We start from the raw sequence: 23,556 nt of genomic DNA, 5'->3' as shown, positions 1-23,556 counted from the left end.
CGCGATGCCTAAAGTTCGGTTCCTGCGATGCACATCCTCAAATCGAATTGAACTTCAGATGTGCCTGCGGCGAAAATTTTTTCTTCCCTTTTTAAATGGAAACCTCAAATGAAATCCAAACTTCTTTCCCTGGCAGCTGTTTCGGCTCTTTTCTCCGCCGGCGCATTTGCAGCTGATGGCACGATTACCTTCAAAGGTAATGTGACGTCGCAAACTTGCACCTTGGGTGGCAATGGTTCTTCGTCCAAGGATTTCAGTGTTGGTCTGGATTCGGTAATGGCCAGCAGCCTGGACGCAGCCGGCAAGTCTTCGGCAGGCAAGCAGTTCTCGCTGAAGCTGAGCGCGTGTACCACCACCACCGGTAACGTTCGTACCTCGTTCGAACCCGGCCCGACCGTTGATTCCGCTACCGGCCGCCTGAACCTGGATTCGTCCAGCACCGCCAAGAACGTGCAGATCGCTATCAAGAACGCGGACAACTCCGTGATCAAGATCGGTGCTGACGGCGCGGCACAAAACTCGGCCCTGTACGCCCTCAATGGCGGCGAAGCCACCATGTACTACACCGCTGAATATGTGGCTACTGGCAAAGCAACTGCCGGTACCGCTAATTCGAGCGTGATGTACACCATCACTATGCCGTAATTGTTGTCTCTGTAATTACGGGCAGGTCAATTGATGGGTGTTCTGATTACCCATCAATTGCCTGCTGTTTTTATTGTTTTATTGCGAGGTGGTCTCATGTTTTCGAGCAAATTACTTAAATCAGCAATTGCAGGATTAATGGTGGCAGGTCTTGCACTTTCGTCTGCTGTGCATGCATCCATCGTAATTGCCGGGACACGCGTTATTTATGACGCCGCTGAATCCGAAGTAACCGTCAAGCTCGACAATGTGGGCAAGATACCCGCTTTGAGCCAGGTCTGGCTGGACAATGGCGATGCCAAGGCAACGCCGGATGCCATTGCTGTCCCATTTACCATCACCCCCACGGTGTTCCGGATTGATCCGCAAAAATCGCAAACCTTGCGTATCCGTTATACCGGCGAACCGCTGCCGCAAGATCACGAATCGGTGTTCTGGCTCAACGTGCTGGAAATTCCGCCCGAGGCCAACCATGACGCGGCAGAAGGCAAGAATTCTCTGCAACTGGCTTTCCGTTATCGCATCAAGTTCTTCTTCCGTCCCAAAGGTCTGGTTGGCAAGCCGGAACAAGCCCCTGAGCAGTTGCAATGGCAGTTGATCAACAAAGACGGCAAAGCACGTCTGCTGGTGAGCAATCCGTCGCCCTACAACATCTCGTTTGGCGCGATTGAATTCCAGTCGGGTGGCAAGACGGCCAAGGTTGAGGACGGCCAGTTGTTGAAGTCGGGCGACAAGCGCGAACTGACCATCGAAGGCAATGTCGGCAACGCGGCCGATGCCAAGGTGCACTTCTACACGCTGAACGACTACGGCACCGATGAAGAACACAACATGCCGCTCGGCGCTGCACATCAATAACTCCGCTGGCCCGGCCAGCCTCTGATCCGCGTCACGCGTATCCCGATTAACCGCACCGACGTGGCATGGCTCTGATCCATGCCTGCGGGCTGCGCGCAAGAACAGGACAACCAAAATGAATATCCGATCTAATTCGGGCGCAATGAACTTGCGGCCCCTGGCGTTACTTTTGCTCGCAGTTTTTGGCAGCCCATCGCAAATGACGTTGGCCGCCGCTGCGACCGAGACCGCCACCCAGCCCGCCAGCGGCGATTCGGTTAAATTCAATAACCGTTTTTTGCAGTCCTCCGGCGATGCCGTGGTCGATGTCAGCCGTTTTTCCAAAGGCAACCGCGCGCTGCCCGGTAGCTATAGCGTGCCGCTGTACGTCAACGACTTTCAGCAAGGCCGGGTGACGGTGGTGTTGCAAGACGTCGGTAACGGCGACGTGCAGCCGTGCTTTACCCGCGCGCTGTTTGATAGCGTTGGCATCAATTTCGCCAAAATCGGCCCGGATGCCGAAGCGCGCGCTAATGCCGGTGGCTGTCTGCAGCTTGCCGATCTGGTGCCGGGTGCCTCCGCCGTATTCGATAACAATGATCAAGGTTTGCGCGTGAGCGTGCCGCAGGCCTATCTGAATAACGCGGCACGGGGTTATGTCGACCCCAAATTCTGGGATGACGGCGTGACCGCTGCCACCCTGCAATACAACACCAATGTGTACCAAAGCAAAAACAACGGCGAGACCAACACGCAGTTTTATGCCGGTACCGATCTGGGCTTCAATATGGGCCCATGGCGCTTCCGCCACAGCGGCAGCCTGACGCATAGCGACCAGGGCGGCACCGAATACCAGGCCGTCCGCACCTATCTGCAGCGTGGCATTACCCCGCTGAAGAGCCAGTTGACCATGGGCGACACGTTTACCGACGGTGTCGTATTCGACAGCTTTGGTGTCCGTGGTGTGCAACTGGCCAGCGATGAGCGCATGTTGCCGGAATCGCAGCGTGGTTACGCGCCAACCATTCGTGGCATCGCGCAGACCAACGCCAAAGTGGTGATCAAGCAGAATGGCAACATCCTGTACGAAACCACCGTCGCGCCGGGTGCCTTCGAAATCAACGACTTGTACCCGACCGGTTACGGCGGTGATTTGCAGGTGATTGTCACCGAGGCCGACGGCAGCGTGCATATCTCGGCGGTGCCGTATGCGTCCGCCGTGAATGCGTTGCGTCCCAATGACACGCGTTTCGCCGTGGCTGCGGGTCAATATCGCGATGGGTCTTCGGACATCCATCCGTGGGTGGGCCAGGCAGTGCTGCGGCACGGCTTCAGCAACGCCATCACGGGTTACGGCGGCGCGATGGCGGCCCAGAACTACACCTCGGTGGCCGGTGGTGCCGCGCTGAATACGCGCTTTGGCGCGTTGTCGGCCGATATCACGGCAGCGCGGACCGTATTGGAGCACCAGCCCAACCGCAACGGTGCCAGCTTCCGCTTGAGCTATTCGCTGAATATCTCGCCGACCGACACCAATATCGCGCTGGCTGCTTATCGCTATTCAACCTCGGGCTTCTTGAGCTTGAGCGATGCTGCCACCCTGCAGGCGCTGGATGAGCGCGGCTACGGCAATGTCATGAACGGCATTCAGCGTGGCCGGATTCAGGCCACCATCAACCAGAAGCTGCCTGGTGACTGGGGCAACATCTTCTTTACCGGCTCGGCCCAGGATTACTGGAACCGGGCTGGCGCGGATACGCAATTCTCGGCCGGTTATAACAACACCTTCAAGAGCGCCACCTATGGCGTGACCTTGAACCGCCAGCTCGCCGTCAATACCGGCGAATGGGAAAACCGCGTGATGTTCAACGTGGGCTTGCCCTTGGGCGTGGGCCCGAATGCGCTGTACTCGACCACCAATGTGCAGCACGACAGCAATGGCACGGGTATCCAGGAATCGCTCACCGGCTCGCTGGCAAATGGTGCCGTCAACTACGGCGTGAGCGGTGGTCGCGATTCTGCGGCCGCCAATACGGTCAGCGCCAACGCCAGCTACGCTGCGCCGTGGGGTACTTTGACCGCGAACGCGGGTAAGGGCAGCAATTACACCCAGGTGGGTGCGGGCTTGTCCGGCGGGATGGTGGCGTATGGCGGCGGCCTGGTGCTGGCGCAGACGCTGGGTGAGTCGGTGGCCATTATTGAAGCCGATGGCGCTGCGGGCGCATCCATCGCCGGCGGCGGCAGCGGTGCGCGGCTGAACGGCCGTGGCAAAGGCATCGCGACCAACCTGACCGCCTTTGGCGACAACAGTGTGTCGATTGATCCGAAAGGCTTGCCGCAGAACGTGGAACTGAAAACCACGCAGCAACATACCGCGCCGACGGCCGGGGCGGTCACTCGCATCAAGTTTGAAACCGAAACCACCAAGGGCCGTCCTGCCATCTTGCGTGTGACCACGCGTGACGGCAAACCGCTGCCGTTTGCCGCCGAGGTGCTGGATAGCAAGGGTGCATCGGTAGGTAGCGTCGCGCAGGGCGGTCGGATTATTGCGCGTGGCCTGGAAACAGACACTGGCGAATTGTCGGTGAAATGGGGTGAAGGCGCGGATCAGAAATGTGCGCTGTCTTATAGCCTGCCGGCTGCTACTGAAACGCCAAACGCAGGTTATGTGTTTGGAGATGCAGCATGCAAGTAGGTGACTTAACGGAGGCCAGCTCGACGTTGAGCTGGCCGACCCGGGCCGCTGCGGTCCGGCGTAGCGTTGTGCAGAGTATGAGCATGCTGATTGGCGGTACGTTGTTCGCCGCGTTCAGTCTGTGCGCGCAGGCAGCACCTGTTTGCACGATGCTCAGCTCGCCGCCCGTGATCTTTCCACAGCCTAGTTACCCCGCGTCGCCGGATGATCCGGTTGGAAAAGTGATCGCATCCTTTACGGTTAATCAGACCTTTGTTTGTTCCCAAAACCTGGTACCCCGCGGCTTTAATGAAGAATTGGAGTCTGCTGGTTATTATTCGGGTGTTAATAGCTATTATGTGGCCCGAACAGGTATTCCGGGCGTTGGGTTGCAAATAGGTACTAGCGGGGGATATATATTTTCAATGGGCGGGGGATATACGTACGGAGGATGGACTTGGGCGGGGACCCCTGTGACCATGCCGGTCTATTACAATCTTGTTGTAATGGAAAAGATAACTGTTGGTGGAGACACCGGTGGGTTTAAATTGAATGCACAGGCCGATCCCACAGATCGAAGGAATTACGAAACTTTTTATCAGACGATTATTAATTCGGTAAGAGTCACCGTGGGTTCGCCGACCTGCACGGTTAACCAATCCAGTAAATCACAAAATGTTGATTTGCCCTCAATCTCAAGCGGTAACAAAGCCGGTGTAGTGGGCGGTAATAAAACATTCAATCTTGATTTTACTTGCGGGGGCGGCAGCGCCACCGGTGTGCGCGGTATGTATGTCACATTTACCGATCAGAGCAATCCAGCCAATGTCAGTAATACGCTAACGCCGGCAACCGATTCAACGGCCAAAGGTGTAGGCGTGCAGATTGAGAATAATTCGGGCGCGATTTCTTATGGTCCGGATTCTTCAGCAGCAGCCAATACCAACGCCTGGTTTGCAGGCAATGCCAGTAATGGCAATTTTACGATTCCACTAAAAGCGCATCTGGTGCAGACCGCAAGCAGTAGCAAGGCCGGCTCCGTTGTTGCGCGCGCGACATTTACCATGAGCTACCGGTAAATAAGATCCGCCAGCAAGGCGGGCCTGGTTTTCAAGCCCAAGCGGGCATTGTTTGCAATCAAATAAAACTTGTTAATTTTTTATCATTTGAAAGAGGCTTTCCGATGAAACTCAATATCACTGCAATTGCGCTGGCTTCCGCCTTATTGGCATCGGGGAGCTACGCAGCCGATGGCACCATCACCTTCAAGGGCTCGATTTCTTCGCAATCGTGCACCGTGACCGGCAATGGCACCTCCGACAAAAACTTTACCGTCACGCTGGATTCGGTCATGGCCAGCAGCTTGAGCGCCGCCCGTGCCACGGCCAATGGCAAGCCGTTCAGCATTTCGCTGAGCAACTGCACGCTCACCACCGGCACGGTGTTCACCGCGTTCGAACCGGGCCCGACCATCGATGTGACCACGGGCCAACTGAAGCTTGATGCTGCAGCAAATGCGGCACAGAACGTGCAATTGGGCATCCGCAATGCCGACCGCTCGGTCGTCAATCTGGGCAATACCGGCCAGGGGCAAGGTTCGAAGCAAGTCGCATTGAACGGTGGCGCTGCAAAAATGGATTACATCGTTGAATACGTCGCTACGGGTAAAGCCACGGCGGGTTCGGCTAATTCGAGCGTTCTGTACACCGTTACGATGCCTTGATCCATATGCGCCGGGAAACCATGCCGGTTTGCCGGCGCATTAGACTTTTATGGACGGGCTAATACACGGCTGAGGTATTGTTACAAGCGTCTTTAATCCTTAAAAAAAAGAGGCCTTATAATTAATGAGGTTTTTTTAGTATTGAAGAAATAAAAGCTCTGACCGGCTGGCTGCCGCAAATACAGCATCGATCCCACAACTTCGTCCAACCGGGTGTTATCCCATTTACGGTGATAAAAGCACCTGCAGTCAATCCGGAACAGGGTCGATTTAGGTGTTTTCTGATTTCTCCATAAATGGAGCGGGTCTTTAATGTCGGCAGCGTGCGTCGATTAACTCTATGCAAAAGGTGGACAGATATAAAGCGCGGCATTTATCCATTGGATTAAATGCCGCGTCCATTTGAACGATGCAAATTGGTAAATTCGGCTTGGACGGCGCTGACTTGCTCAATTGTTACGGGAATCTGGATCATGAAATTATTTAATCGAGGTATTTCAACCTTGCATTTGGTCGGGCGGTTTTTTTTCTCTGCCGTGGCTTTAGTTTGCAGCATGAATGCCAGAGCCGTGCCTTGGGGTACCTGCATGAACCATGGTGATGGGATAGGCTGGACTAGCAAACCTTTTTATTCTCAGTCGGCCCCGCTCGGTACACTGACCGTCAATCCTGATGTCCCCGATGGCACCAAACTTGGGTCGGTAACCATTGTGGCGATAAAGCCCACGCAAGCGTGGACGGAATGCAATCCTGCCGGTAAAGAGTTTTGGGCATTGGGCCCGAGGGGAGAGCGAGTCGGTACTGTAGTAGGTGGATATACTGTTGTGCCAAGTAGCATGCCAGGGATCGGATTATCGACGCGCCCTAACGGCTTTGACAAAGTCGTGCCTTGGTATTCTGGCGACATGGGCAGAGCCGTGCTTGATTGGGGTGTGGAATATCGTCTTGTTGTGGATCTGATCAAGACAGGGCCAATTAAAGGCTCGGGTGCGTTGCAAGGAATCATCTTTCAGCAGGTCATGGTGGACAGAAATTTTACGATTGCCGTTTACGAGTTTCCTCCTGGTGGCATGGTTGTGACGCCCCAGATCCCGACGTGCGCTGTGGACGATGGGTCAAAGCAGCGAACGTATAATGTCCCGGATATCAAGACGACGGATTTGAAAGGGATCAACACGGTGGGGGCCTATTCCACTTTCAATATCCAGTTAAGTTGCTCGGGTGGCGACCCCGGCGTTAACGCACGCATCGGCACCGTATTTACCGATGCAACCAATCCGGGCAATACGTCCAATACGCTCAGTCTTTCAGGCAGTTCCACAGCTAAAGGCGTGGGCATACAGATTATTCCCGTCGGTACCGACGTTCCTGTTGTATTCGGCCCCGACTCCAACATTTGGGGGGCGTCGGGCCAACGGGAATATGGATCTACCGGCCCGGGGCGATACTCTATTCCCTTCGCGGTGAGATATATCCAGACCAGCAATACCGTCAAGCCGGGCACCGCAAACGGATTGGCGACGTTTACGATGAGTTATCGCTGAGAGCCGTGTGAGACTACAGATCCATCGCCCAAGGCGGTGAATGCGGATTGAAAAATTTAACGGCACGGCGTGATCGCTCGGCCGGAAAGTTCCACATGGGATGCCACGGGGCACAAAGCGGTTGGCGATTGGCGCGATGGCAAAAGAAAACTGCCGCTGATGGCGCCCTATGTGCTGACCAGTGCCTTGGTGAAAGCAGGCTCAGTGGATGTAATGGCGACGTTAATGCCTTATCAGTAATACGCGTACCCACCAGGTCGTGCGCCATAAAAAAACCCGCGATAGCGATATCGCGGGTTTTTTGTGTGCTGTAACCGGGCCAGCATTCAAGCCGGCCCAATCAACAATTACAGCGAATAGTACATATCAAATTCCACCGGGTGGGTGGTCATACGGGTGCGGTTCACTTCAACCATCTTCAGTTCGATGTAGGCATCGATGAAGTCGTTGCTGAACACGCCGCCACGGGTCAGGAACTCGCGATCCTTGTCCAGTGCGTCCAGTGCTTCGTCCAGCGAGGCGCACACGGTCGGGATCAGCTTGTCTTCTTCCGGCGGCAGATCGTACAGGTTCTTGTCGGCCGGATCGCCCGGGTGGATCTTGTTCTGCACGCCATCCAGACCGGCCATCAGCAGTGCCGAGAATGCCAGGTACGGGTTAGCCAACGGATCCGGGAAGCGCGCTTCAATACGGCGAGCCTTGTCGGATTGCACGTGCGGAATGCGGATCGAGGCCGAACGGTTACGCGCGGAGTAGGCCAGCTTGACCGGTGCTTCGTAGTGCGGAACCAGACGCTTGTACGAGTTGGTGCCCGGGTTGGTGATGGCGTTCAGCGCCTTGGCGTGCTTGATGATACCGCCGATGTAGTACAGGGCGAATTCGCTCAGGCCGGCGTAGCCGTTGCCAGCAAACAGGTTCTTGCCATCTTTCCACACGGATTGGTGCACGTGCATGCCCGAACCGTTGTCGCCAACGATAGGCTTCGGCATGAAGGTAGCGGTCTTGCCGTACTGGTGTGCCACGTTGTGCACCACGTACTTCAGGATCTGGGTCCAGTCAGCGCGTTGTACCAGGCTGCTGAACTTGGTACCGATTTCGTTCTGGCCAGCGGTAGCCACTTCGTGGTGGAACACTTCAACCGGCACGCCCAGTTCTTCCAGCACCAGCACCATGGAGGCGCGGATGTCTTGATGGCTGTCAACCGGCGGAACCGGGAAGTAACCACCCTTCACGGTCGGACGGTGGCCAGTGTTGCCGCCTTCGTAGTCTTCAGCGGAAGACCAGGCACCTTCTTCGGACTTGATCTTGATGAAGCAGCCGGACATGTCCGCGCCCCAGGTCACGCCGTCGAAAATAAAGAATTCAGGTTCCGGGCCAAAGTAGGCAACGTCGCCCAGGCCGGAGGACTTCAGATAGGCTTCAGCGCGCTTGGCGATGGAGCGCGGATCACGGTCGTAACCCTTGCCATCGGACGGCTCGATCACGTCACACGTGATGAACACGGTCGGCTCGTCGTAGAACGGGTCGAGCTTGGCGGTGGTGGTGTCCGGAGCCAGCAGCATGTCGGAGGCTTGAATGCCTTTCCAGCCAGCGATAGAAGAACCGTCAAAGGCGTGGCCGTGCACAAACCAGTCTTCGTCAACGACGTGCGAAGGAACGGTTACGTGTTGCTCTTTACCTTTGGTATCCGTGAAACGCAGGTCAACGAACTTGACATCGTTTTCCTTGATGAGCTTGATTACGTCAGCTGCCGACATCTGGGGCTCTCCTAATGCAGAGATTGTTTAAATGAATGTCACACTTACCGGTCTTTCCTGCCATCCTCACCGGTGCGGGTCGGACGATAGTAAGCAAGTAGCGTGCCAGTAAAATTCTGTGCTGCCAGCCATTGTGCCACAAAGGAATTGCGGTTTTCCCGCTTTTAATGAAGGCACAAAAACGGTGCATGCACCACGCCGGTGCACCAAAGGCGGGCGATTTGCACTTGCGTCAGACTCAGTTTGGGGCGGTAGAATCATCCGCGAAACCATCAGGAGCAAGCTCATGAGCCAGATCCACCCACAAATCCAGGCCATCCTGGATCGAGCCCGCCAACGCGCGGCTGATAACAATCTGCCCTACGCAGGCGCGCTGACGCCGCCCGAGGCGCAACAGGTTTTGCTGGGTATGCCTGAGGCAAAACTGGTGGATGTGCGCACCCAGGCCGAGTGGCAATTTGTGGGCACGGTGCCCAATGCCGTGCTGCTGGAATGGAAGCGTTTTCCGGGCATGACGCCCAATCACGAGTTCATCGGCCAGCTGCAAAGCGTGGCGGATCCCGACGCAACCTTGTTGTTTATGTGCCGTTCTGGCGCGCGTTCGCACGATGCGGCGGCTGCCGCTGCGGCGGAGGGCTATGCCGAGTCGTACAACGTGCTGGAAGGTTTTGAAGGCGATAAAGACGCCAGCCAGCATCGTGGCAGCGTGAATGGTTGGCAGGGTCATCGTTTGCCGTGGGTACAAAGCTGATGCGTTATGTCGTAATTGGCCACCCGGTGGCGCATAGCAAATCGCCTGCGATTCATGCTGCGTTTGCAGCGGAATGCGGGCTGCAGGATTTTTCATACGAACGGCTGTTGGCGCCGCTGGATGGCTTCACCGATTCGGTGCGTCAGTTTGTTGCCGCGGGTGGGGCAGGCTGCAACATCACGGTGCCTTTCAAGGAAGAAGCATGGCGCTTGGCCGATCAGCGCACTCCGCGCGCGGCGGCGGCGGGCGCGGTCAACACCTTGCTGGTGCAGGCCGATGGCAGTCTGCTCGGTGATAACACCGATGGCGCGGGGCTGGTTAGCGATTTGCAACGCCATATTGATCTGCGCGGCAAGCGGGTGCTGCTGCTGGGGGCCGGGGGCGCGGCGCGTGGTGTGGTGTTGCCGTTGGCACAAGCGCGGCCCAGCCTGATCGTGATTGCCAACCGTACCGCCGACAAGGCACGCCAGCTGGCCACCGAACTGGCCGATGCCGCTGGCGCATTTGGCGTGGCATTGGGCGGCTGCGGTTTTGATGATGTCGATGCAGCGTTCGACGTGGTCATCAACGCCACCTCAGCCAGCCTGGGCGGCGAGCGTGTGCCTATCCCCGATGCGGTCTTCCACGGTGAATCGCTGGCCTACGACATGATGTATGGCCGCGACGAGACTCCATTTCTGGCGCATGCGCGCGAAGCCGGCGTGCCCGTGCGGGTGGATGGTCTGGGCATGTTGGTGGGGCAGGCGGCCGAGGCCTTCAGCTTATGGACTGGCCACCAGCCCAGCGTGGAGCCGGTGCTGGCCCAGTTGCGCGCCCAGCTGTAAACAGCGCTATCAGTTTGTAAGCAGCCAGCCTAAAATCGCGCATCGTTTGATTGACTGGCTGTCTGAAGGCACATGGTGAAGAAGCATTCTGTGGGTGGGTGGATCTGGCGCATCCTGCTGGCGCTGGTGGTGCTGCTGTTGTTGTGGAACCTGTGGATCCTGGTCCACGTGGTCTGGTGGCGCACCCACAACCCGGATGACACCGCGTTTATGGAAGAAGGTCTGGCGCGCTTGCAACAGACGGACCCCGAGGCTGAGTTGCGGCATAAATGGGTGCCCTACAACCAGATTTCGCCCAATCTGAAGCGCGCACTGGTGGCGTCAGAAGACGCGCGGTTTCTGGAGCACGATGGTTTTGATTGGGAAGGCATCCAGACCGCGTGGGAAAAGAACCTGAAGAAGGGGCGCATTGTGGCTGGCGGCTCCACCATCAGCCAGCAACTGGCCAAGAATCTGTTTTTGTCTTCCAGCCGCTCGCCGTTTCGCAAAGCCGAAGAAGCGGTGATAACGGTGATGCTGGAAAAGCTGATGGACAAGCGCCGCATCTTTGAGATCTATCTCAACGTCATCGAGTGGGGCAACGGCATCTACGGCGCCGACGCCGCCGCTCGCTATTACTTCAAGACCAACGCCGCCGGGCTGAGCGCGGGCCAGTCGGCCAAACTGGCCGCGATGGTCACCAACCCGCGCTATTACGACACCCACCGCAACGATCGCCGCCTGCTACGCAAGGCCAGCATCATCGGTCGCCGCATGGGTTATGCCGACGTGCCTTGATGGCACGGCTGTGTCCGCTTTGCAGCGGACCTCGAGCGTGACGCCCAGATGCTGACACAGCGCAGTAAAAATGGCGCAAAGGTTTTGCGTCGAGGGATTGCCGCGCGCCGAGAGCATGCGATGCACGCTTTTGCTGGGACAGTCGATGGCAGCGGCCAAGGCCTCGAAGCCGAGCGTGGCGTTGGTCAGATCGCGCAGCGTCATGAGCCCCGGCACGCGCTCATTGTTAAAGAACAACTCCGCCGCCCCCTCGAGCATGGTCCGTGCAAAGTCGGGCTCGCGTTGCGCGCGCTCGATAAAAGTCTGCTTGTAATCCCGAGTCAGTGCCATCCCGCTTTTCCTTGTGTGTCGCCTGATTTTTTGCGCGCTTTGTATTCCATACGCAGCGCGTGGACCGCATCGATGTCGCGTTGCTGCGTGCGCTTGGTGCCGCCGCCAAACAGCAGGATCAACGTCGGACCATCCTGCATCAGATAAACCCGGTAGCCCGGCCCGAAATCAATAATGTATTCGCCGATGCCGCCAAACCATTTGATGTTTGAGGTGTTGCCCATTTCCAGCCGCATCAACGCGGTACTTACTTTAAGCGCCGCCCGGTGATCCAGCCGGTCTACCCAGCGCCGAAACGGGCAACTGCCGTCTTCGCGCACGTATTCTTCCACTTCGATCTGCATGATAGTAACCCAAAAGACACCATTAATGGGGTGTGATGCGCTCGCTCTTGCGTATCACAGCGACTATGTGTCTCGGATAGTCTTGGCATGCCTTGGTTTTTTAATAATCACTCCTGTTTAGCCCGCACAATTCACCCCGCCCATCCCCCGCGCTGCGCCTTTTGCGCAACATTTCGTATCAGTGATACGGAATGGTGCAAGCCATGTCTTGGGGCAGTCGCAAAAACCCCATAAACTGCCCGCTGCACGTTTGATTTGAGATCAACACCTAGCCGCACACTCACGATGCGGCGCGGATCAGAAGCCACATTCCAACCTATCGGGGCAACGTGGCGTACGCCGGGGCCGGCGCGACGCCCGCAGGGGAAATACATGAAGTGGACGCTGTGGCGCCGCGACTGGATCGCGGCGCTGGCGGTGGTTGTGCTCTATCTGCTGCTATGGGTCGCAACGCCCGTGGTCAACAGTATGGAAAACGCTGCCTATGACGCGGGGGTGCGCCTGACTTCCCGCACGCCTTCCAGCCGCATTGCCGTCATCGCCATCGACCAGCAAAGCCTCGACAATATGGGCCGCTGGCCGTGGCCGCGCGATATCCAGGCCCGCATGATTGACAAGCTGGCCGCTGCCCACGCCCATACCATCGTCTCGACCGTGTACTACACCGAGCCTGAACAGGATCGCGGCCTGGCGTATCTACAACGCATCAAGACCCTGCACGATGCAGACCCCGGCGCGTGGCCACCGATGATTACGCCTTTGCTGGATGAAGCAATGGCGGCGCTGGACGAAGACCGCACTTTAACCAGCAGCATCGAGCGCGCGGGCAATGTGCTGGTGCCGATGTTGTTTCGCCTGGGCGATGCCGATGGCAACCCCGATCGCACGCTGCCGGACTTTATCAACCGCACCGAACTCAAGCCGCAAGGGGACCCGGCCGATGGCTGGCCGCTGTCGGTCACGCAGCCCACCATTCCGCTGGCGCCCGTGGGCGAGGCGGCCGCCGGTGTCGGTAGCGATACGCAACAGGCTGATCTGGATGGCGTGGTGCGGCGCGTGCCGCTGGCTTTGCGCTATCAGGACAAGATTTATCCCTCTTTCGATTTGCTGATTGCCGCGCACGCACTCAATGTCAAACCCGCGCAGATCAACTTTGCGCTGGGAACCGCGGCGCAGTTGGGCAGTGTGCGCGTGCCACTGGATCAGGACGCGGCGTTCCGGCCTTACTTTTACGACAACGTAAACGGCACGCCCCCGTTCAGCGTCGATTCGTTTTATGACGTCTATAACGGCAAGATTGCGCTGGATAAATATCGCGACAAAATCGTGTTGATCGGTGCCACCGCCCCCGGCATCGGCAGCAATTTTGTAACACCGGTCTCCGCCGCCATGCCGCCGGTGTTGCTGGGCGCGCAGATTGTTTCGGCGCTGTTGCAGCAGCATTATTTTGTTTCGCCCGGCTGGACCCATGTGTTGCAGCTGGCGGTGCTGGCGCTGGTGGCGGCGTATCTGATTCTGGCGCTGCCGCGTCTGAATGCGGCGCTGGCCGCTGGTTTGAGTGCCGTAGCCGCGCTGGCGCTGCTGGGGGCGCAATTTGTGATGATGACGCAGGCGCTGTTGTGGGTGCCGCTGATGGGGCCGGTGGCCTTATTGGCGCTGGGCTATCTGGTGCTCACCAGCAAACGCTATCTGTTGTCAGAAGCGCGCGAGCAACAATCCGCCGCCGAGAGCGCTGAATCCAATCGCATGCTGGGCCTGGCGCTGCAAGGCCAGGGCCAGCTGGACATGGCTTTTGACAAGCTGCGGCGCGTGCCGATGTCGGATGACATGATGTCGGTACTCAACAATCTGGCGCTCGACTTTGAACGCAAGCGCCAGTTCAACAAGGCGGAAACGGTCTACCGCGCGATGGCGCAATATGACGAGCATTGGCAGGATCTGCCCGCGCGCATCAACCGGGCGCATCAACTGGCCGAGACCGTGCTGCTGGGCGGCACCGGCGTGCATGGCACCCTGATCAGCGCCGATGGCGATGTCACCAAGCCGATGCTGGGCCGCTATCAGATCGAAAAAGAACTGGGCAAAGGCGCGATGGGCGTGGTGTATCAGGGTCGCGATCCACGCATCGGCCGCGTGGTGGCGATCAAGACGCTGGCGCTGACGCAGGAATTTGAGGCCGACATGCTGGAAGAAGCGCGCCAGCGCTTTTTCCGTGAGGCGGAAACTGCCGGTCGACTGACGCATCCCAATATCGTGACCATCTATGATGCGGGCGAGGATAACGATCTAGCGTGGATCGCCATGGAGTTATTGCAAGGCGGCGATCTGCTGCCGTTTACTCAAGCCGGCAAGCTGTTGCCGCTGGCCGAAGTGGCGGCAGTGATCCGCAAAGTCGCCACCGCGCTGGCATATGCGCACGCGCAGAATGTGGTGCATCGCGATATCAAGCCAGCCAATATCATGTTTGACCGCGCCAACCGCACCGTTAAAGTGATGGACTTTGGCATTGCCCGCATCACCGACGTCAATCGCACCCGCACCGGCATGGTGTTGGGTACACCGTCGTATATGAGCCCGGAACAATTGCTCGGGCAGCCGCTGGATGGGCGTTCTGATCTGTTTTCGCTAGGCGTGACGCTGTATCAGATGTGCACGGGGCGTCTGCCGTTTGAAGGGGATTCCATGGGGCAGTTGATGTTCTCGATTACGCATGACACGCCGCGCGATCCGCGTGAGTTCAATCCCAAGGTGCCGGGCATGCTGGCCGCCATCATCATCAAGGCCCTGGCCAAGGCCCCGGCGGAGCGTTTCCAGACCGGCGAGCAACTGGCGCACGCTTGCGCCCGGCTTGAGGCTGGTCTGCTGAAACGGGCGGCTGGCAATGCGTAATCTCGCCAGCGCGCTGCAGATGGTCATGCACACCGATACCGGTTTGCAGCGTGACCATAACGAAGACTTTGTGTTGATCGATGCCGCCGAAGGCTATGCCGTGCTGGCCGATGGCATGGGCGGTTACAACGCCGGTGAAGTGGCCAGCAAGGTGGCGGCCGAAGTGGTGGCACAAGCGCTGCGCGAAGCCATTGCGCTGGCCGAGAACCGGCAGTTGCTGCGCCATGGCGAACATGCGGGTGCGCTCAGTTTGCTGGCCGACGCGGTGCAACGCGCCAATCTGGCGGTGTTTGAGTTATCGCGCTCTGAACGCCAGTACGCGGGCATGGGCACCACGCTGGTCAGCGCCTTGTTTTACGACAACCATGTGGCGGTGGCGCATGTGGGCGATTCGCGTTTGTATCGCTTGCGCGGCGAGTCGCTGGAGCAACTGACCCACGACCATTCGTTTCTGCAAGAACAGATTGACCACGGTCTGATCACGGCCGAAGAAGCGCGTTATTCCGGCAATAAAAATCTGGTGACGCGCGCGGTGGGTATTTCGCCTGATCTGCAAGTTGAAGTGCACGAGCATGAAGCCCTGCCGGACGATCTGTTTTTGCTGTGCTCAGACGGCTTGTCTGACCTGGTTGCCGAAGCCGAGATGCTGGAAACCCTCAGCGTGCTGCGCACCAATCTGCCCGTTGCCGCCGCGCATCTGATCCAGCAGGCAAACAATCTCGGTGGCAAGGACAATATCTCGGTGATCCTGATTGCCGTGCAAGCCAGTTTCGGCGCCAATGGCGGCTTATGGGCGAAGATTGCCGATTGGGTCGCACCTAAATCCCCGAAAACCCCATAGCGGAACGCGGGGCATTACCCGAACTGAGCAGTGAGCAATCGCCGTGGGCCCGGGCAGGCCAGAACACGCGCGGGCGCTGACACCACAAAGATAAAACAGATGGCAAAACTGATCCTGAGCCTGGCCGGCGAGTACGTCGAAGAGTACAAACTGCTGCAGGAAACCACACGCATCGGCCGGCGGCCGCATAACGAAATTGCGGTTGATCACCTGGCGATTTCCGGCGAACACGCCGTGGTGCGGCAAAAAAACCATCAATACGTGTTGCAGGATCTGGACAGCACCAATGGCACCACGGTGAATGGCCAGCGAGTAACGCGGCATTTGTTGCAGGACGGCGATCAGGTCCGTATCGGCAAGCATATCTTCCGCTTTTGCCTGGATAACAAAGCCACCTTTGCCCCGACCCCGGCCAAGCCGTTTGAAAAAACCGTGTTGCTGATGCCACCCGGCGGCAAGCCTTTGCTCAAGGCCGCCACGCCCCCCAACGCAGCGCAACGCCCGGCGCCCGCTGCTGCCCCGGTTGCGGTGGCCGCGCCAGCGCCCGCCGCGCGCAAGATCGGCGTGATCAAAGTGCTGACCGGTGCCAACGCCGGGCGTGAACTGATCCTGAACAAGCCGTCCACCACGCTGGGCCGCACCGGCAGCCAGGTGGCCGTGATCACGCGGCAACCGCAAGGCTATGTCATCAGCCATGTCGAGGGCCCGCGCAAGCCGTGTGTGAACGGTCACGACATCGACATGATCCAGCTCAAGGAAGAAGACTTGATTGAACTGGTTGGTGTAAAAATGGCGTTCTTCTTCCGGGACCAGGCTTGATCTTGTGATCAAAAAATATGGGCTGCAGCTACTGGCGGGCCTGCTGACGCTGCTGGTGTTGCTGGCACATCTGGTGGGCAGCCTGCCGCTGCCTGCGCTGGACCGGCTGGACGCCTATCTTTACGACACGCGTATCCGCCTGGGCGCCACCAGCGAGCCGGATTCCCGCGTTGCCATTATCGACATCGACGAGAAAAGCCTGGCGGCGCTCGGCCACTGGCCGTGGCGGCGCGATATGGTGGCGCGGCTGCTCGATCAATCGTTCAATCGCTATAAAGTGCGCGCGCTCGGTTTTGACGTGGTGTTTGCCGAAGAAGACAACAGTGGCGGCCTGCCCGCGCTGCAACGGCTGGCCAACCGCGAGCTCAAGGACGTCCCCGAATTCAAAGACACGCTCAGCCGCATTGCGCCGCAACTGGATGGCGATGGCCGCCTGGCGCGCGCCCTCAAGAATCGGCCGGTGGCGTTGGGTTTTTACTACAGCAATGGTGACGACGCGGTCAACGCAGGCGCCTTGCCGCCGCCCGCCTTACCTGCCGACGCGCTGGCGCCGGTGCAAGGTCTGCTGTTACAAGGCGCGCATTACGGCGGCAATCTGGCCGAGCTGCAACAAGCGGCCGCCGGCGGCGGGCATTTTGTGCCGCAAGTGGATGCCGACGGTGTCATCCGGCGCGTGCCCTTGCTGGTGCAGATCAACAATCAGTTTTACCCGTCGCTGGCATTGCAATTGGTGCGGCTGGCGCAGGGCAATCCCGCGCTGGAGCCCGTCATCGAAGCCGGTGGCGGCGTGCCGCAGCTGGAAGCCTTGCGCCTGGGCAACACGCGGCTGGCGGTTGATGCGCATGGCCAGGCCACCGTGCCATATCGCGGCCCGGCACATTCTTATACTTATGTTTCAGCGGTCGATGTGGTGCGTGGCCGTGTGCCGCGCGAGTTGTTGGCCAATCGCATTGTGGTGGTCGGCGCCACCGCACCGGGCCTGAATGATTTGCGGGTGACCCCGGTGGGCGAGACCTATCCCGGCGTTGAAGTGCACGCCAATATGATCTCGGCGCTGCTGGATGGCGATTTGCCGCAACGGCCTGGCTATCTGCTGGGCGGTGAACTGCTGTTGCTGATTGTGCTGACGCCATTACTGACGTGGCTGCTGGCCACCTTTACGCCACTGATGGCGACGCTGACCACGTCATTGCTGTTGCTGGCGCTGGTGCTGGCCGATCTGGCCTTGTGGCGCTTTGCTTATGTCGACATGCCGTTTGCCAACACGCTGGTGCTGGTGCTGGTGTTGTATGTAATCAACATGGCATACGGCTATTTCTTTGTGACACGACGGCAAAGCCAGCTACGCGAGCTGTTTGGCCAGTACGTGGTGCCAGAGCTGGTCGAGCGCATGAGCGATGATCCGCGTGCCTATACCATGGCGGGCCAGGCGCGCGAACTTAGCGTGCTGTTTACCGACGTGCGCCATTTCACCGCCATCAGCGAAGGCATGCCAGCCGATGAGCTGGCGCGCTTCATGAATGCCTTTTTGACCACGATCTCCACCGTTATCCGCAGCCGTCACCTTGGCACCATCGACAAATACATTGGCGATTGCGTGATGGCGTTCTGGGGCGCGCCCTTGCCTGACGCCAACCACGCCCACAATGCAGTGCTGGCGGCGCTGGATATCCAGCGCGCCATTGCTGCCGCCAACCCGGAATGGCAAGAACGCGGCTGGCCCAGGCTGGCTGTGGGTGTGGGCGTGAACACAGGTGTGGTCACGGTCGGCGATATGGGGTCCAGTTATCGGATGACGTATACGGTGATGGGCGATGCGGTCAATCTGGCCTCTCGGGTTGAGGGCCTGACCGCCCATTACGGCGTACCGGTGATCGTGACCGACGCCACGCGCCAGGCCGCGCCAGATCTGGTTTATCGCGAGCTTGACCGGGTGCGGGTCAAGGGCCGCGAAGACCCGGTTACCTTGTACGAACCGCTCGGGCCGGCCAGCGACCCCGCGCTACAAGCACGAGCCGAGCAGTTTGCACAAGTGCTGCGCGATTACCGGGCACAGCACTGGCAAATTGCCGCCGCGCAATTAGAATTGCTGGCTGCGGCCGAGCCGGACTGTGGATTGTACCGGGTGTATCTGCAGCGCATTGCCGCCTGGCAACAGTTGCCCCCCGCCGCTGCGTGGAGCGCAATCCACGAATTCGACACGAAATAGGGCTGCCCGTAGGGTGGGTCAAGACCCACCCCGCAAAGCCGCATGCCAATATCGCGCTGTCGCATCGGCGTTGCATGTGGGAACGCGCTCAAGCGGCTGGCGCGCATCGTGTGCTTGTCCGCGGCTTGGACCGGTGGGCCAGACCCACCCGATGCGTCGCGATTTCTTTTTTAGCAGAGGGCCAGATGCAATTGCAGGTGTTGGGATGTAGCGGAGGGATCGGGGCCGGGCAGCGCACCACGTCGTTGCTGCTGGACGACCGCATCCTGATCGACGCCGGGACCGGCGTGGGCGACTTGTCGTTTGAGGCGCTGCTCCAGATCGACCATATCTTCCTGACGCACGCGCATATGGACCATATCGCCTGCCTGCCCATGTTGCTGGACACCGCCTTTGGCAGCCGCGAGCAACCGGTTACCGTGCATGCCACGCAGGCCGCCATCGACGTCTTGCAGCGGCATATCTTTAACTGGCAGATCTGGCCTGACTTTGCCGCCATCCCCAGCCCGCAGGCGCCGTTTCTGCGCTTTGCCGTGATGGAACAGGGCGATAGCGTAGAGGTGCCCGGCGGCCGCATCCGTGCCTTGCCCGCGCTGCATACCGTGCCCGCGGTGGCCTATGCTTTGCACAGTGCGGACGGTTGCGTGGTGTTTTCGGGCGATACGGCCGACCACCCGCCGTTCTGGCAGGCGGTGAACCAGATTGCCGACCTGCGGGCGCTGATTATCGAAACCGCATTTGCCGACCAGGATGCCGATCTGGCGCGCACTGCGCTGCATTTTTCTCCCAGCGCCTTGCTGACCGCGCTGGGCCAGATGCAACACGAGGCCGATGTCTGGATTACGCATCTAAAGCCAGCCGACCACGAATTGATCATGCAACAACTTCAGCACGACCCCGTATGCGGCCGCCGTTTTGCGCGCTTGCTGCCGCGGCAACGGCTCGACTTTTAAAGAACTGCACACCCAAGTGATGACCGAACGCATGGATCACGCCGATCTACGAAATCGATTGCAAAAGCTCAACGACATCGGCATTGCCTTGTCGGCGCAGACCGATATCGCGCAGCTGATCGAGATGATCCTGATCACGGCGCGCGAGTTGGTCAACGCGGATGCCGGAACCGTGTATCTGCAGCGCGACGACCAGTTGCAGTTTGAACTGGTGATGACCGGTTCGCGCAATCTGCACTGGGGCGGCACCAGCCCTATCCGCGCGCATATTCCGGCGCTGCCGCTCAAGCTGGCCGATGGCAGCCCCAACCTGGCCAATGTGGCGGCAGCGGCGGTCAATCTGGACAAGACCATCAATATCGCCGACGCCTACACCGCCGAAGGCTATGACTTTAGTGGCACGCGCCAGTTTGATGAACACTTGAGTTATCGCTCGCGTTCGTTTTTGTGTGTGCCGCTGCGCAACCATGACGGTGCCGCGCTGGGCGTGCTGCAACTGATCAATGCGCAGGACGAGAATGGCGACAGCATCGCGTTCAGCGCCGACGACCAGAAACTGGTGGAATCGTTGGCCTCGCAAGCGGCCATCGCCATCAATAACCGCCAGCTGATCAATGCGCTGGAAGAACTGTTTGAAGCCTTTATCGGCATCATCAATATGGCGATCGACGACAAGTCGCCGTACACCAGCGCGCATTGCCAACGCGTGCCCGAGCTGACGCTGATGCTGGCCGACGCGGTGTGCCAGGCCGATTATGGCCCGCTGGCCGGTTTTGCCATGAGCGCCGCCGACCGTTACGAACTGAAAATTGCCGGCTTGCTGCATGACTGCGGCAAGATCACCACGCCCGTGCATGTGGTGGATAAAGCCACCAAGCTGCAAACCATTTTTGATCGGATTGCGTTAATCGATACCCGCTTTGAGGTGTTGCTGCGCGATGCGGAAATCGCCCATCTCAAAGGCCTGACCGACGCCGCCAGCTGGCAACAAACGCGCGCGCAGATCGAAGCCGACCGCGCCTTTTTGCGCCATACCAATCGCGGTGTCGAAGCCATGAGCGATGCCGATATCGCCCGCGTGCAAGCCATTGCGCAACGCACGCTGGATGTGGATGGCCAGGCGCACGCGCTGTTAAGCACGGACGAGGCCGAGAACCTGAGCGTGCGGCGCGGCACGCTCACGCGCGCTGAACGCGACATCATCAATCACCATATCGACGTCACCATCCAGATGCTGGCCTCGCTGCCGTGGCCGCGCCATTTGCAGCGCGTGCCCGAATTCGCCGGTGGGCATCATGAACGTATGGACGGCAAAGGTTACCCGCTGGGCCTGACGCGCGATCAGATGAGTGTGCAGGCGCGCATCATGGGGCTCGCCGACGTGTTTGAGGCACTCACCGCCAAAGACCGGCCGTACAAACAGGGCATGTTGCTCTCGCAGGCCCTGGCCATCATGGCGCGGATGGCACGCGATCAGCACATCGATGGCGATCTGTTTGAAGTGTTTTTGCGGCAACAGGTCTGGTTGGCCTATGCCCAACAGTTTCTGGACGCTGACCAGATTGATGCGGTCGACACCGCGGCTTTGCTTGATCTGGCCCAAAGTGCCGCGCCGCGTTCTCACTGAGAATCCGGCAAGTGGTATTACCGCGCGTCGGCAACTGGTTTCAGGGTATCCGCCTAAAGACGCGCGCGCGTAGGGCGCGTAAAGTCGCCCCTCTTTTTTGCCCTCCCGGCAAAAGCAGTCGAAAGGAACAGGGTTTATGTGCGGAATCGTTGGTGCAATCTCGGAACGGAATGTGGTGCCCATGTTGTTGGCCGGGCTGGAACGGCTGGAATATCGTGGCTATGACTCCAGCGGGATCGCACTCACCGGCCCCGGGCATTTCGAACGCATCCGCGTAGCAGGCCGGGTGGCCGACCTGACCGCCAAAGTCGGCACCGCCAGTGGTCTGATCGGTCTGGCTCACACCCGCTGGGCCACGCACGGCCAACCGACCGAAGCCAACGCCCACCCGCATCTGGGCGGCGACAGCATCCTGATCGTGCATAACGGCATCATCGAAAACCACCAGGACCTGCGCAACGAACTGACGGCGCGCGGCTACAGCTTTAGCTCCGAAACCGATAGCGAAGTCATCGCGCATCTGGTGCATCACTATTTTGAACAATCGCAAAACCTGCTGGCGGCAGTACAAGCCACGGTGCGCCGCCTGACCGGTGCCTTTGCCATCGGCGTGCTGAGCCGCGACGATCACGAGCGCGTCATCTGCGCCCGCAAAGGCAGTCCGCTGGTGCTGGGCCTTGGCTTTGGCGAACAGTTTTTTGCTTCGGATATTTCTGCGCTGCTGCCGGTAACGCAACGCATGGTGTATCTGGAAGACGGCGATATCGCTGAGCTGCAACGCAAAGAAGTGCGCGTGTTTGATGCAGACGGCCAACCCGTCAGCCGCCCCTCGCGCACGGTGGACGTGTCGGCGGATGCCGCTGACCTGGGCCACTTCCGCCACTACATGCAAAAAGAAATCTTCGAGCAACCCACCGCCATCGCCAACACGCTGCAACGCGTGCTGGAACTGGGCTGCAAGCCCGCCCTGTTTGGCCCGGAAGCCGACGCCCTGTTTGCCCGGGCCCCGGCTGTGCGCATCGTGGCATGCGGCAGCAGCTACCACGCCGGTCTGGTCGCGCGTTACTGGATCGAAGAATGGACCGGCCTGCCGGTGAGCGTGGACATTGCCAGCGAATACCGCTACCGCAAAGGCCGCGAACAGGACGGCACGCTGATCGTGGCCATCTCGCAATCGGGCGAAACCGCCGATTTGCTGGCCGCCATGCGCTCGGCGCGCGAACGCGGCGACGTTAAAGTGCTGGCGCTGTGCAACGTGCCGCACTCCACGCTGACTCGCGAATCCGATCTGCTGTTCTTGACGCAAGCGGGCCAGGAAATCGGCGTCGCTTCGACCAAAGCCTTTACCACGCAACTGGTGGCCTTGTACGTGCTGGCCGCTGCGCTGGCGCAAAGCCGGCAGACCCTGTCGAGCAGCGCGCTGGACGAAATCGTCGGCGCATTGCACAAGCTGCCGGTGCTGGTGGAAGAAATGCTGGCGCTGGATGGTGAGCTGGATAAGTGGGCGCACGAGCTGTCGCATTACAACCACGCGCTGTTCCTGGGCCGCCACACGCTGTTCCCGATCGCGCTGGAAGGCGCGCTCAAGCTCAAGGAAATCGCCTATATCCACGCCGAAGGCTACGCCGCGGGCGAACTCAAACACGGCCCGCTGGCGCTGGTGGACGAGAACATGCCCATCATCGTCTGCGCCGCCGCCGATGAGCTGCTGGAAAAACTGGTGTCCAACCTGCGCGAAGTCGAAGCGCGCAGCGGCAAGGTGTTTCTGCTGGCCGAACCCGGCTGCGAAGCCGCCCACGCCGGCGCCCACCGCGTACTGACCATGCCGGTGGCCTCCGGCCCGCTGGCCCCGGTGGTGCTGACGCTGCCGCTGCAAATGCTGGCGTACCACACGGCTTGCCGCAAAGGCACGGACGTGGACAAGCCGCGCAATCTGGCCAAGAGCGTGACGGTGGAATAAGGCGGGAAGGGCGCTGGCTGAGCGTGGCTAAACCGTCAACGATAAGCCTGCT

At 59.2% G+C, this 23,556-nt stretch carries 19 protein-coding genes; 16 read left to right on the top strand and 3 right to left on the bottom strand.

The features are described 5' to 3' along the window. Positions 1–108: 108 nt before the first annotated feature. The 6 genes from ACYQ1A_RS07775 to ACYQ1A_RS07750 all read left to right on the top strand — a co-directional run bounded on the left by ACYQ1A_RS07775 (position 109) and on the right by ACYQ1A_RS07750 (position 7,423). The gene (locus ACYQ1A_RS07775) at positions 109–645 is read left to right on the top strand and encodes a fimbrial protein (RefSeq protein ID WP_062223312.1); all 537 of its coding nucleotides are present in this window, start codon (positions 109–111) and stop codon (positions 643–645) included. Positions 646–813: 168 nt separating this feature from the next. Beyond that, positions 814–1,503 carry a fimbria/pilus periplasmic chaperone gene (locus ACYQ1A_RS07770; protein WP_499361510.1) on the top strand — a complete coding sequence of 230 codons (690 nt, stop codon included), beginning with the start codon at positions 814–816 and terminating at the stop codon, positions 1,501–1,503. Between the two features lie 115 nt (positions 1,504–1,618). Further along, positions 1,619–4,177: a fimbria/pilus outer membrane usher protein gene (locus ACYQ1A_RS07765; RefSeq protein WP_499361508.1), complete on the top strand. Its 2,559-nt coding sequence runs from the start codon at positions 1,619–1,621 to the stop codon at positions 4,175–4,177. Further along, positions 4,168–5,235 (top strand): fimbrial protein, encoded by a 1,068-nt coding sequence (locus ACYQ1A_RS07760; RefSeq protein ID WP_499361506.1) that lies wholly within the window; start codon positions 4,168–4,170, stop codon positions 5,233–5,235. The genes ACYQ1A_RS07765 and ACYQ1A_RS07760 overlap by 10 nt, the downstream gene beginning before the upstream one ends. A 104-nt stretch (positions 5,236–5,339) precedes the next feature. Then, positions 5,340–5,879, top strand: a complete 540-nt coding sequence (locus ACYQ1A_RS07755) for a fimbrial protein (protein WP_499361504.1) — start codon at positions 5,340–5,342, stop codon at positions 5,877–5,879. A gap of 473 nt (positions 5,880–6,352) precedes the next feature. After that, complete coding sequence (locus ACYQ1A_RS07750; protein WP_499361503.1) at positions 6,353–7,423, top strand: fimbrial protein; 1,071 nt, start codon at positions 6,353–6,355, stop codon at positions 7,421–7,423. A gap of 347 nt (positions 7,424–7,770) precedes the next feature. Here ACYQ1A_RS07750 and glnA read toward each other — a convergent pair whose 3' ends face one another. After that, the gene (gene glnA / locus ACYQ1A_RS07745; protein ID WP_499361501.1) at positions 7,771–9,180 is read right to left on the bottom strand and encodes a type I glutamate--ammonia ligase; all 1,410 of its coding nucleotides are present in this window, start codon (positions 9,178–9,180) and stop codon (positions 7,771–7,773) included. A gap of 286 nt (positions 9,181–9,466) precedes the next feature. Here glnA and ACYQ1A_RS07740 point away from each other — a divergent pair, with 286 nt between their 5' ends. The 3 genes from ACYQ1A_RS07740 to mtgA all read left to right on the top strand — a co-directional run bounded on the left by ACYQ1A_RS07740 (position 9,467) and on the right by mtgA (position 11,532). Next, entirely contained in the window at positions 9,467–9,931 is a 465-nt protein-coding gene (locus ACYQ1A_RS07740; protein ID WP_499361499.1) for a rhodanese-like domain-containing protein, read from the top strand. Next, positions 9,931–10,755 carry a shikimate dehydrogenase gene (aroE, locus tag ACYQ1A_RS07735; RefSeq protein WP_499361497.1) on the top strand — a complete coding sequence of 275 codons (825 nt, stop codon included), beginning with the start codon at positions 9,931–9,933 and terminating at the stop codon, positions 10,753–10,755. The genes ACYQ1A_RS07740 and aroE overlap by 1 nt, the downstream gene beginning before the upstream one ends. Positions 10,756–10,830: 75 nt before the next feature. Further along, positions 10,831–11,532: a monofunctional biosynthetic peptidoglycan transglycosylase gene (gene mtgA, locus ACYQ1A_RS07730; RefSeq protein WP_499361495.1), complete on the top strand. Its 702-nt coding sequence runs from the start codon at positions 10,831–10,833 to the stop codon at positions 11,530–11,532. Here the strand turns inward: mtgA and ACYQ1A_RS07725 are convergent. Then, the gene (locus ACYQ1A_RS07725; RefSeq protein WP_499361493.1) at positions 11,479–11,862 is read right to left on the bottom strand and encodes a hypothetical protein; all 384 of its coding nucleotides are present in this window, start codon (positions 11,860–11,862) and stop codon (positions 11,479–11,481) included. The two genes, mtgA and ACYQ1A_RS07725, sit on opposite strands and share 54 nt — an antisense overlap. Further along, complete coding sequence (locus ACYQ1A_RS07720) at positions 11,853–12,206, bottom strand: type II toxin-antitoxin system RelE/ParE family toxin (protein WP_499361491.1); 354 nt, start codon at positions 12,204–12,206, stop codon at positions 11,853–11,855. The genes ACYQ1A_RS07725 and ACYQ1A_RS07720 overlap by 10 nt, the downstream gene beginning before the upstream one ends. Before the next feature lie 372 nt (positions 12,207–12,578). Between ACYQ1A_RS07720 and ACYQ1A_RS07715 the strand changes: the two genes are divergently transcribed. The 7 genes from ACYQ1A_RS07715 (at position 12,579) to glmS (ending at position 23,504) form a co-directional block, all read left to right on the top strand. Continuing rightward, entirely contained in the window at positions 12,579–15,095 is a 2,517-nt protein-coding gene (locus tag ACYQ1A_RS07715) for a CHASE2 domain-containing serine/threonine-protein kinase (protein ID WP_499361490.1), read from the top strand. Beyond that, positions 15,088–15,936 carry a Stp1/IreP family PP2C-type Ser/Thr phosphatase gene (locus ACYQ1A_RS07710; RefSeq protein ID WP_499361488.1) on the top strand — a complete coding sequence of 283 codons (849 nt, stop codon included), beginning with the start codon at positions 15,088–15,090 and terminating at the stop codon, positions 15,934–15,936. Before ACYQ1A_RS07715 ends, ACYQ1A_RS07710 begins: the two co-directional genes overlap by 8 nt. Positions 15,937–16,035: 99 nt before the next feature. Continuing rightward, positions 16,036–16,755 (top strand): FHA domain-containing protein, encoded by a 720-nt coding sequence (locus ACYQ1A_RS07705; RefSeq protein ID WP_499361486.1) that lies wholly within the window; start codon positions 16,036–16,038, stop codon positions 16,753–16,755. Positions 16,756–16,759: 4 nt separating this feature from the next. Next, positions 16,760–18,964 (top strand): CHASE2 domain-containing protein, encoded by a 2,205-nt coding sequence (locus tag ACYQ1A_RS07700; RefSeq protein ID WP_499361485.1) that lies wholly within the window; start codon positions 16,760–16,762, stop codon positions 18,962–18,964. Between the two features lie 185 nt (positions 18,965–19,149). After that, positions 19,150–19,917 (top strand): 3',5'-cyclic-nucleotide phosphodiesterase, encoded by a 768-nt coding sequence (locus tag ACYQ1A_RS07695; protein WP_499361483.1) that lies wholly within the window; start codon positions 19,150–19,152, stop codon positions 19,915–19,917. Positions 19,918–19,936: 19 nt separating this feature from the next. Further along, positions 19,937–21,544 carry an HD domain-containing phosphohydrolase gene (locus ACYQ1A_RS07690; protein WP_499361482.1) on the top strand — a complete coding sequence of 536 codons (1,608 nt, stop codon included), beginning with the start codon at positions 19,937–19,939 and terminating at the stop codon, positions 21,542–21,544. A gap of 136 nt (positions 21,545–21,680) precedes the next feature. Further along, positions 21,681–23,504 (top strand): glutamine--fructose-6-phosphate transaminase (isomerizing), encoded by a 1,824-nt coding sequence (gene glmS, locus ACYQ1A_RS07685; RefSeq protein ID WP_499361480.1) that lies wholly within the window; start codon positions 21,681–21,683, stop codon positions 23,502–23,504. Positions 23,505–23,556: the final 52 nt, after the last annotated feature.

Source organism: Silvimonas sp. JCM 19000 (assembly GCF_054652575.1).
This window is presented reverse-complemented; position numbering and strand designations above follow the sequence as displayed.

Excerpts from the sequence above, each read along its gene's own strand:
- ACYQ1A_RS07725 (WP_499361493.1), bottom strand. The coding sequence starts at position 11,862 with ATGGCACTGACTCGGGATTACAAGCAGACTTTTATCGAGCGCGCGCAA.
- ACYQ1A_RS07755 (WP_499361504.1), top strand. The coding sequence starts at position 5,340 with ATGAAACTCAATATCACTGCAATTGCGCTGGCTTCCGCCTTATTGGCA.
- ACYQ1A_RS07760 (WP_499361506.1), top strand. The coding sequence starts at position 4,168 with ATGCAAGTAGGTGACTTAACGGAGGCCAGCTCGACGTTGAGCTGGCCG.
- ACYQ1A_RS07710 (WP_499361488.1), top strand. The coding sequence starts at position 15,088 with ATGCGTAATCTCGCCAGCGCGCTGCAGATGGTCATGCACACCGATACC.
- ACYQ1A_RS07690 (WP_499361482.1), top strand. The coding sequence starts at position 19,937 with ATGACCGAACGCATGGATCACGCCGATCTACGAAATCGATTGCAAAAG.
- ACYQ1A_RS07750 (WP_499361503.1), top strand. The coding sequence starts at position 6,353 with ATGAAATTATTTAATCGAGGTATTTCAACCTTGCATTTGGTCGGGCGG.
- aroE (WP_499361497.1), top strand. The coding sequence starts at position 9,931 with ATGCGTTATGTCGTAATTGGCCACCCGGTGGCGCATAGCAAATCGCCT.
- ACYQ1A_RS07775 (WP_062223312.1), top strand. The coding sequence starts at position 109 with ATGAAATCCAAACTTCTTTCCCTGGCAGCTGTTTCGGCTCTTTTCTCC.
- ACYQ1A_RS07695 (WP_499361483.1), top strand. The coding sequence starts at position 19,150 with ATGCAATTGCAGGTGTTGGGATGTAGCGGAGGGATCGGGGCCGGGCAG.
- ACYQ1A_RS07740 (WP_499361499.1), top strand. The coding sequence starts at position 9,467 with ATGAGCCAGATCCACCCACAAATCCAGGCCATCCTGGATCGAGCCCGC.
- ACYQ1A_RS07705 (WP_499361486.1), top strand. The coding sequence starts at position 16,036 with ATGGCAAAACTGATCCTGAGCCTGGCCGGCGAGTACGTCGAAGAGTAC.
- glnA (WP_499361501.1), bottom strand. The coding sequence starts at position 9,180 with ATGTCGGCAGCTGACGTAATCAAGCTCATCAAGGAAAACGATGTCAAG.
- ACYQ1A_RS07715 (WP_499361490.1), top strand. The coding sequence starts at position 12,579 with ATGAAGTGGACGCTGTGGCGCCGCGACTGGATCGCGGCGCTGGCGGTG.
- ACYQ1A_RS07720 (WP_499361491.1), bottom strand. The coding sequence starts at position 12,206 with ATGCAGATCGAAGTGGAAGAATACGTGCGCGAAGACGGCAGTTGCCCG.
- ACYQ1A_RS07765 (WP_499361508.1), top strand. The coding sequence starts at position 1,619 with ATGAATATCCGATCTAATTCGGGCGCAATGAACTTGCGGCCCCTGGCG.
- glmS (WP_499361480.1), top strand. The coding sequence starts at position 21,681 with ATGTGCGGAATCGTTGGTGCAATCTCGGAACGGAATGTGGTGCCCATG.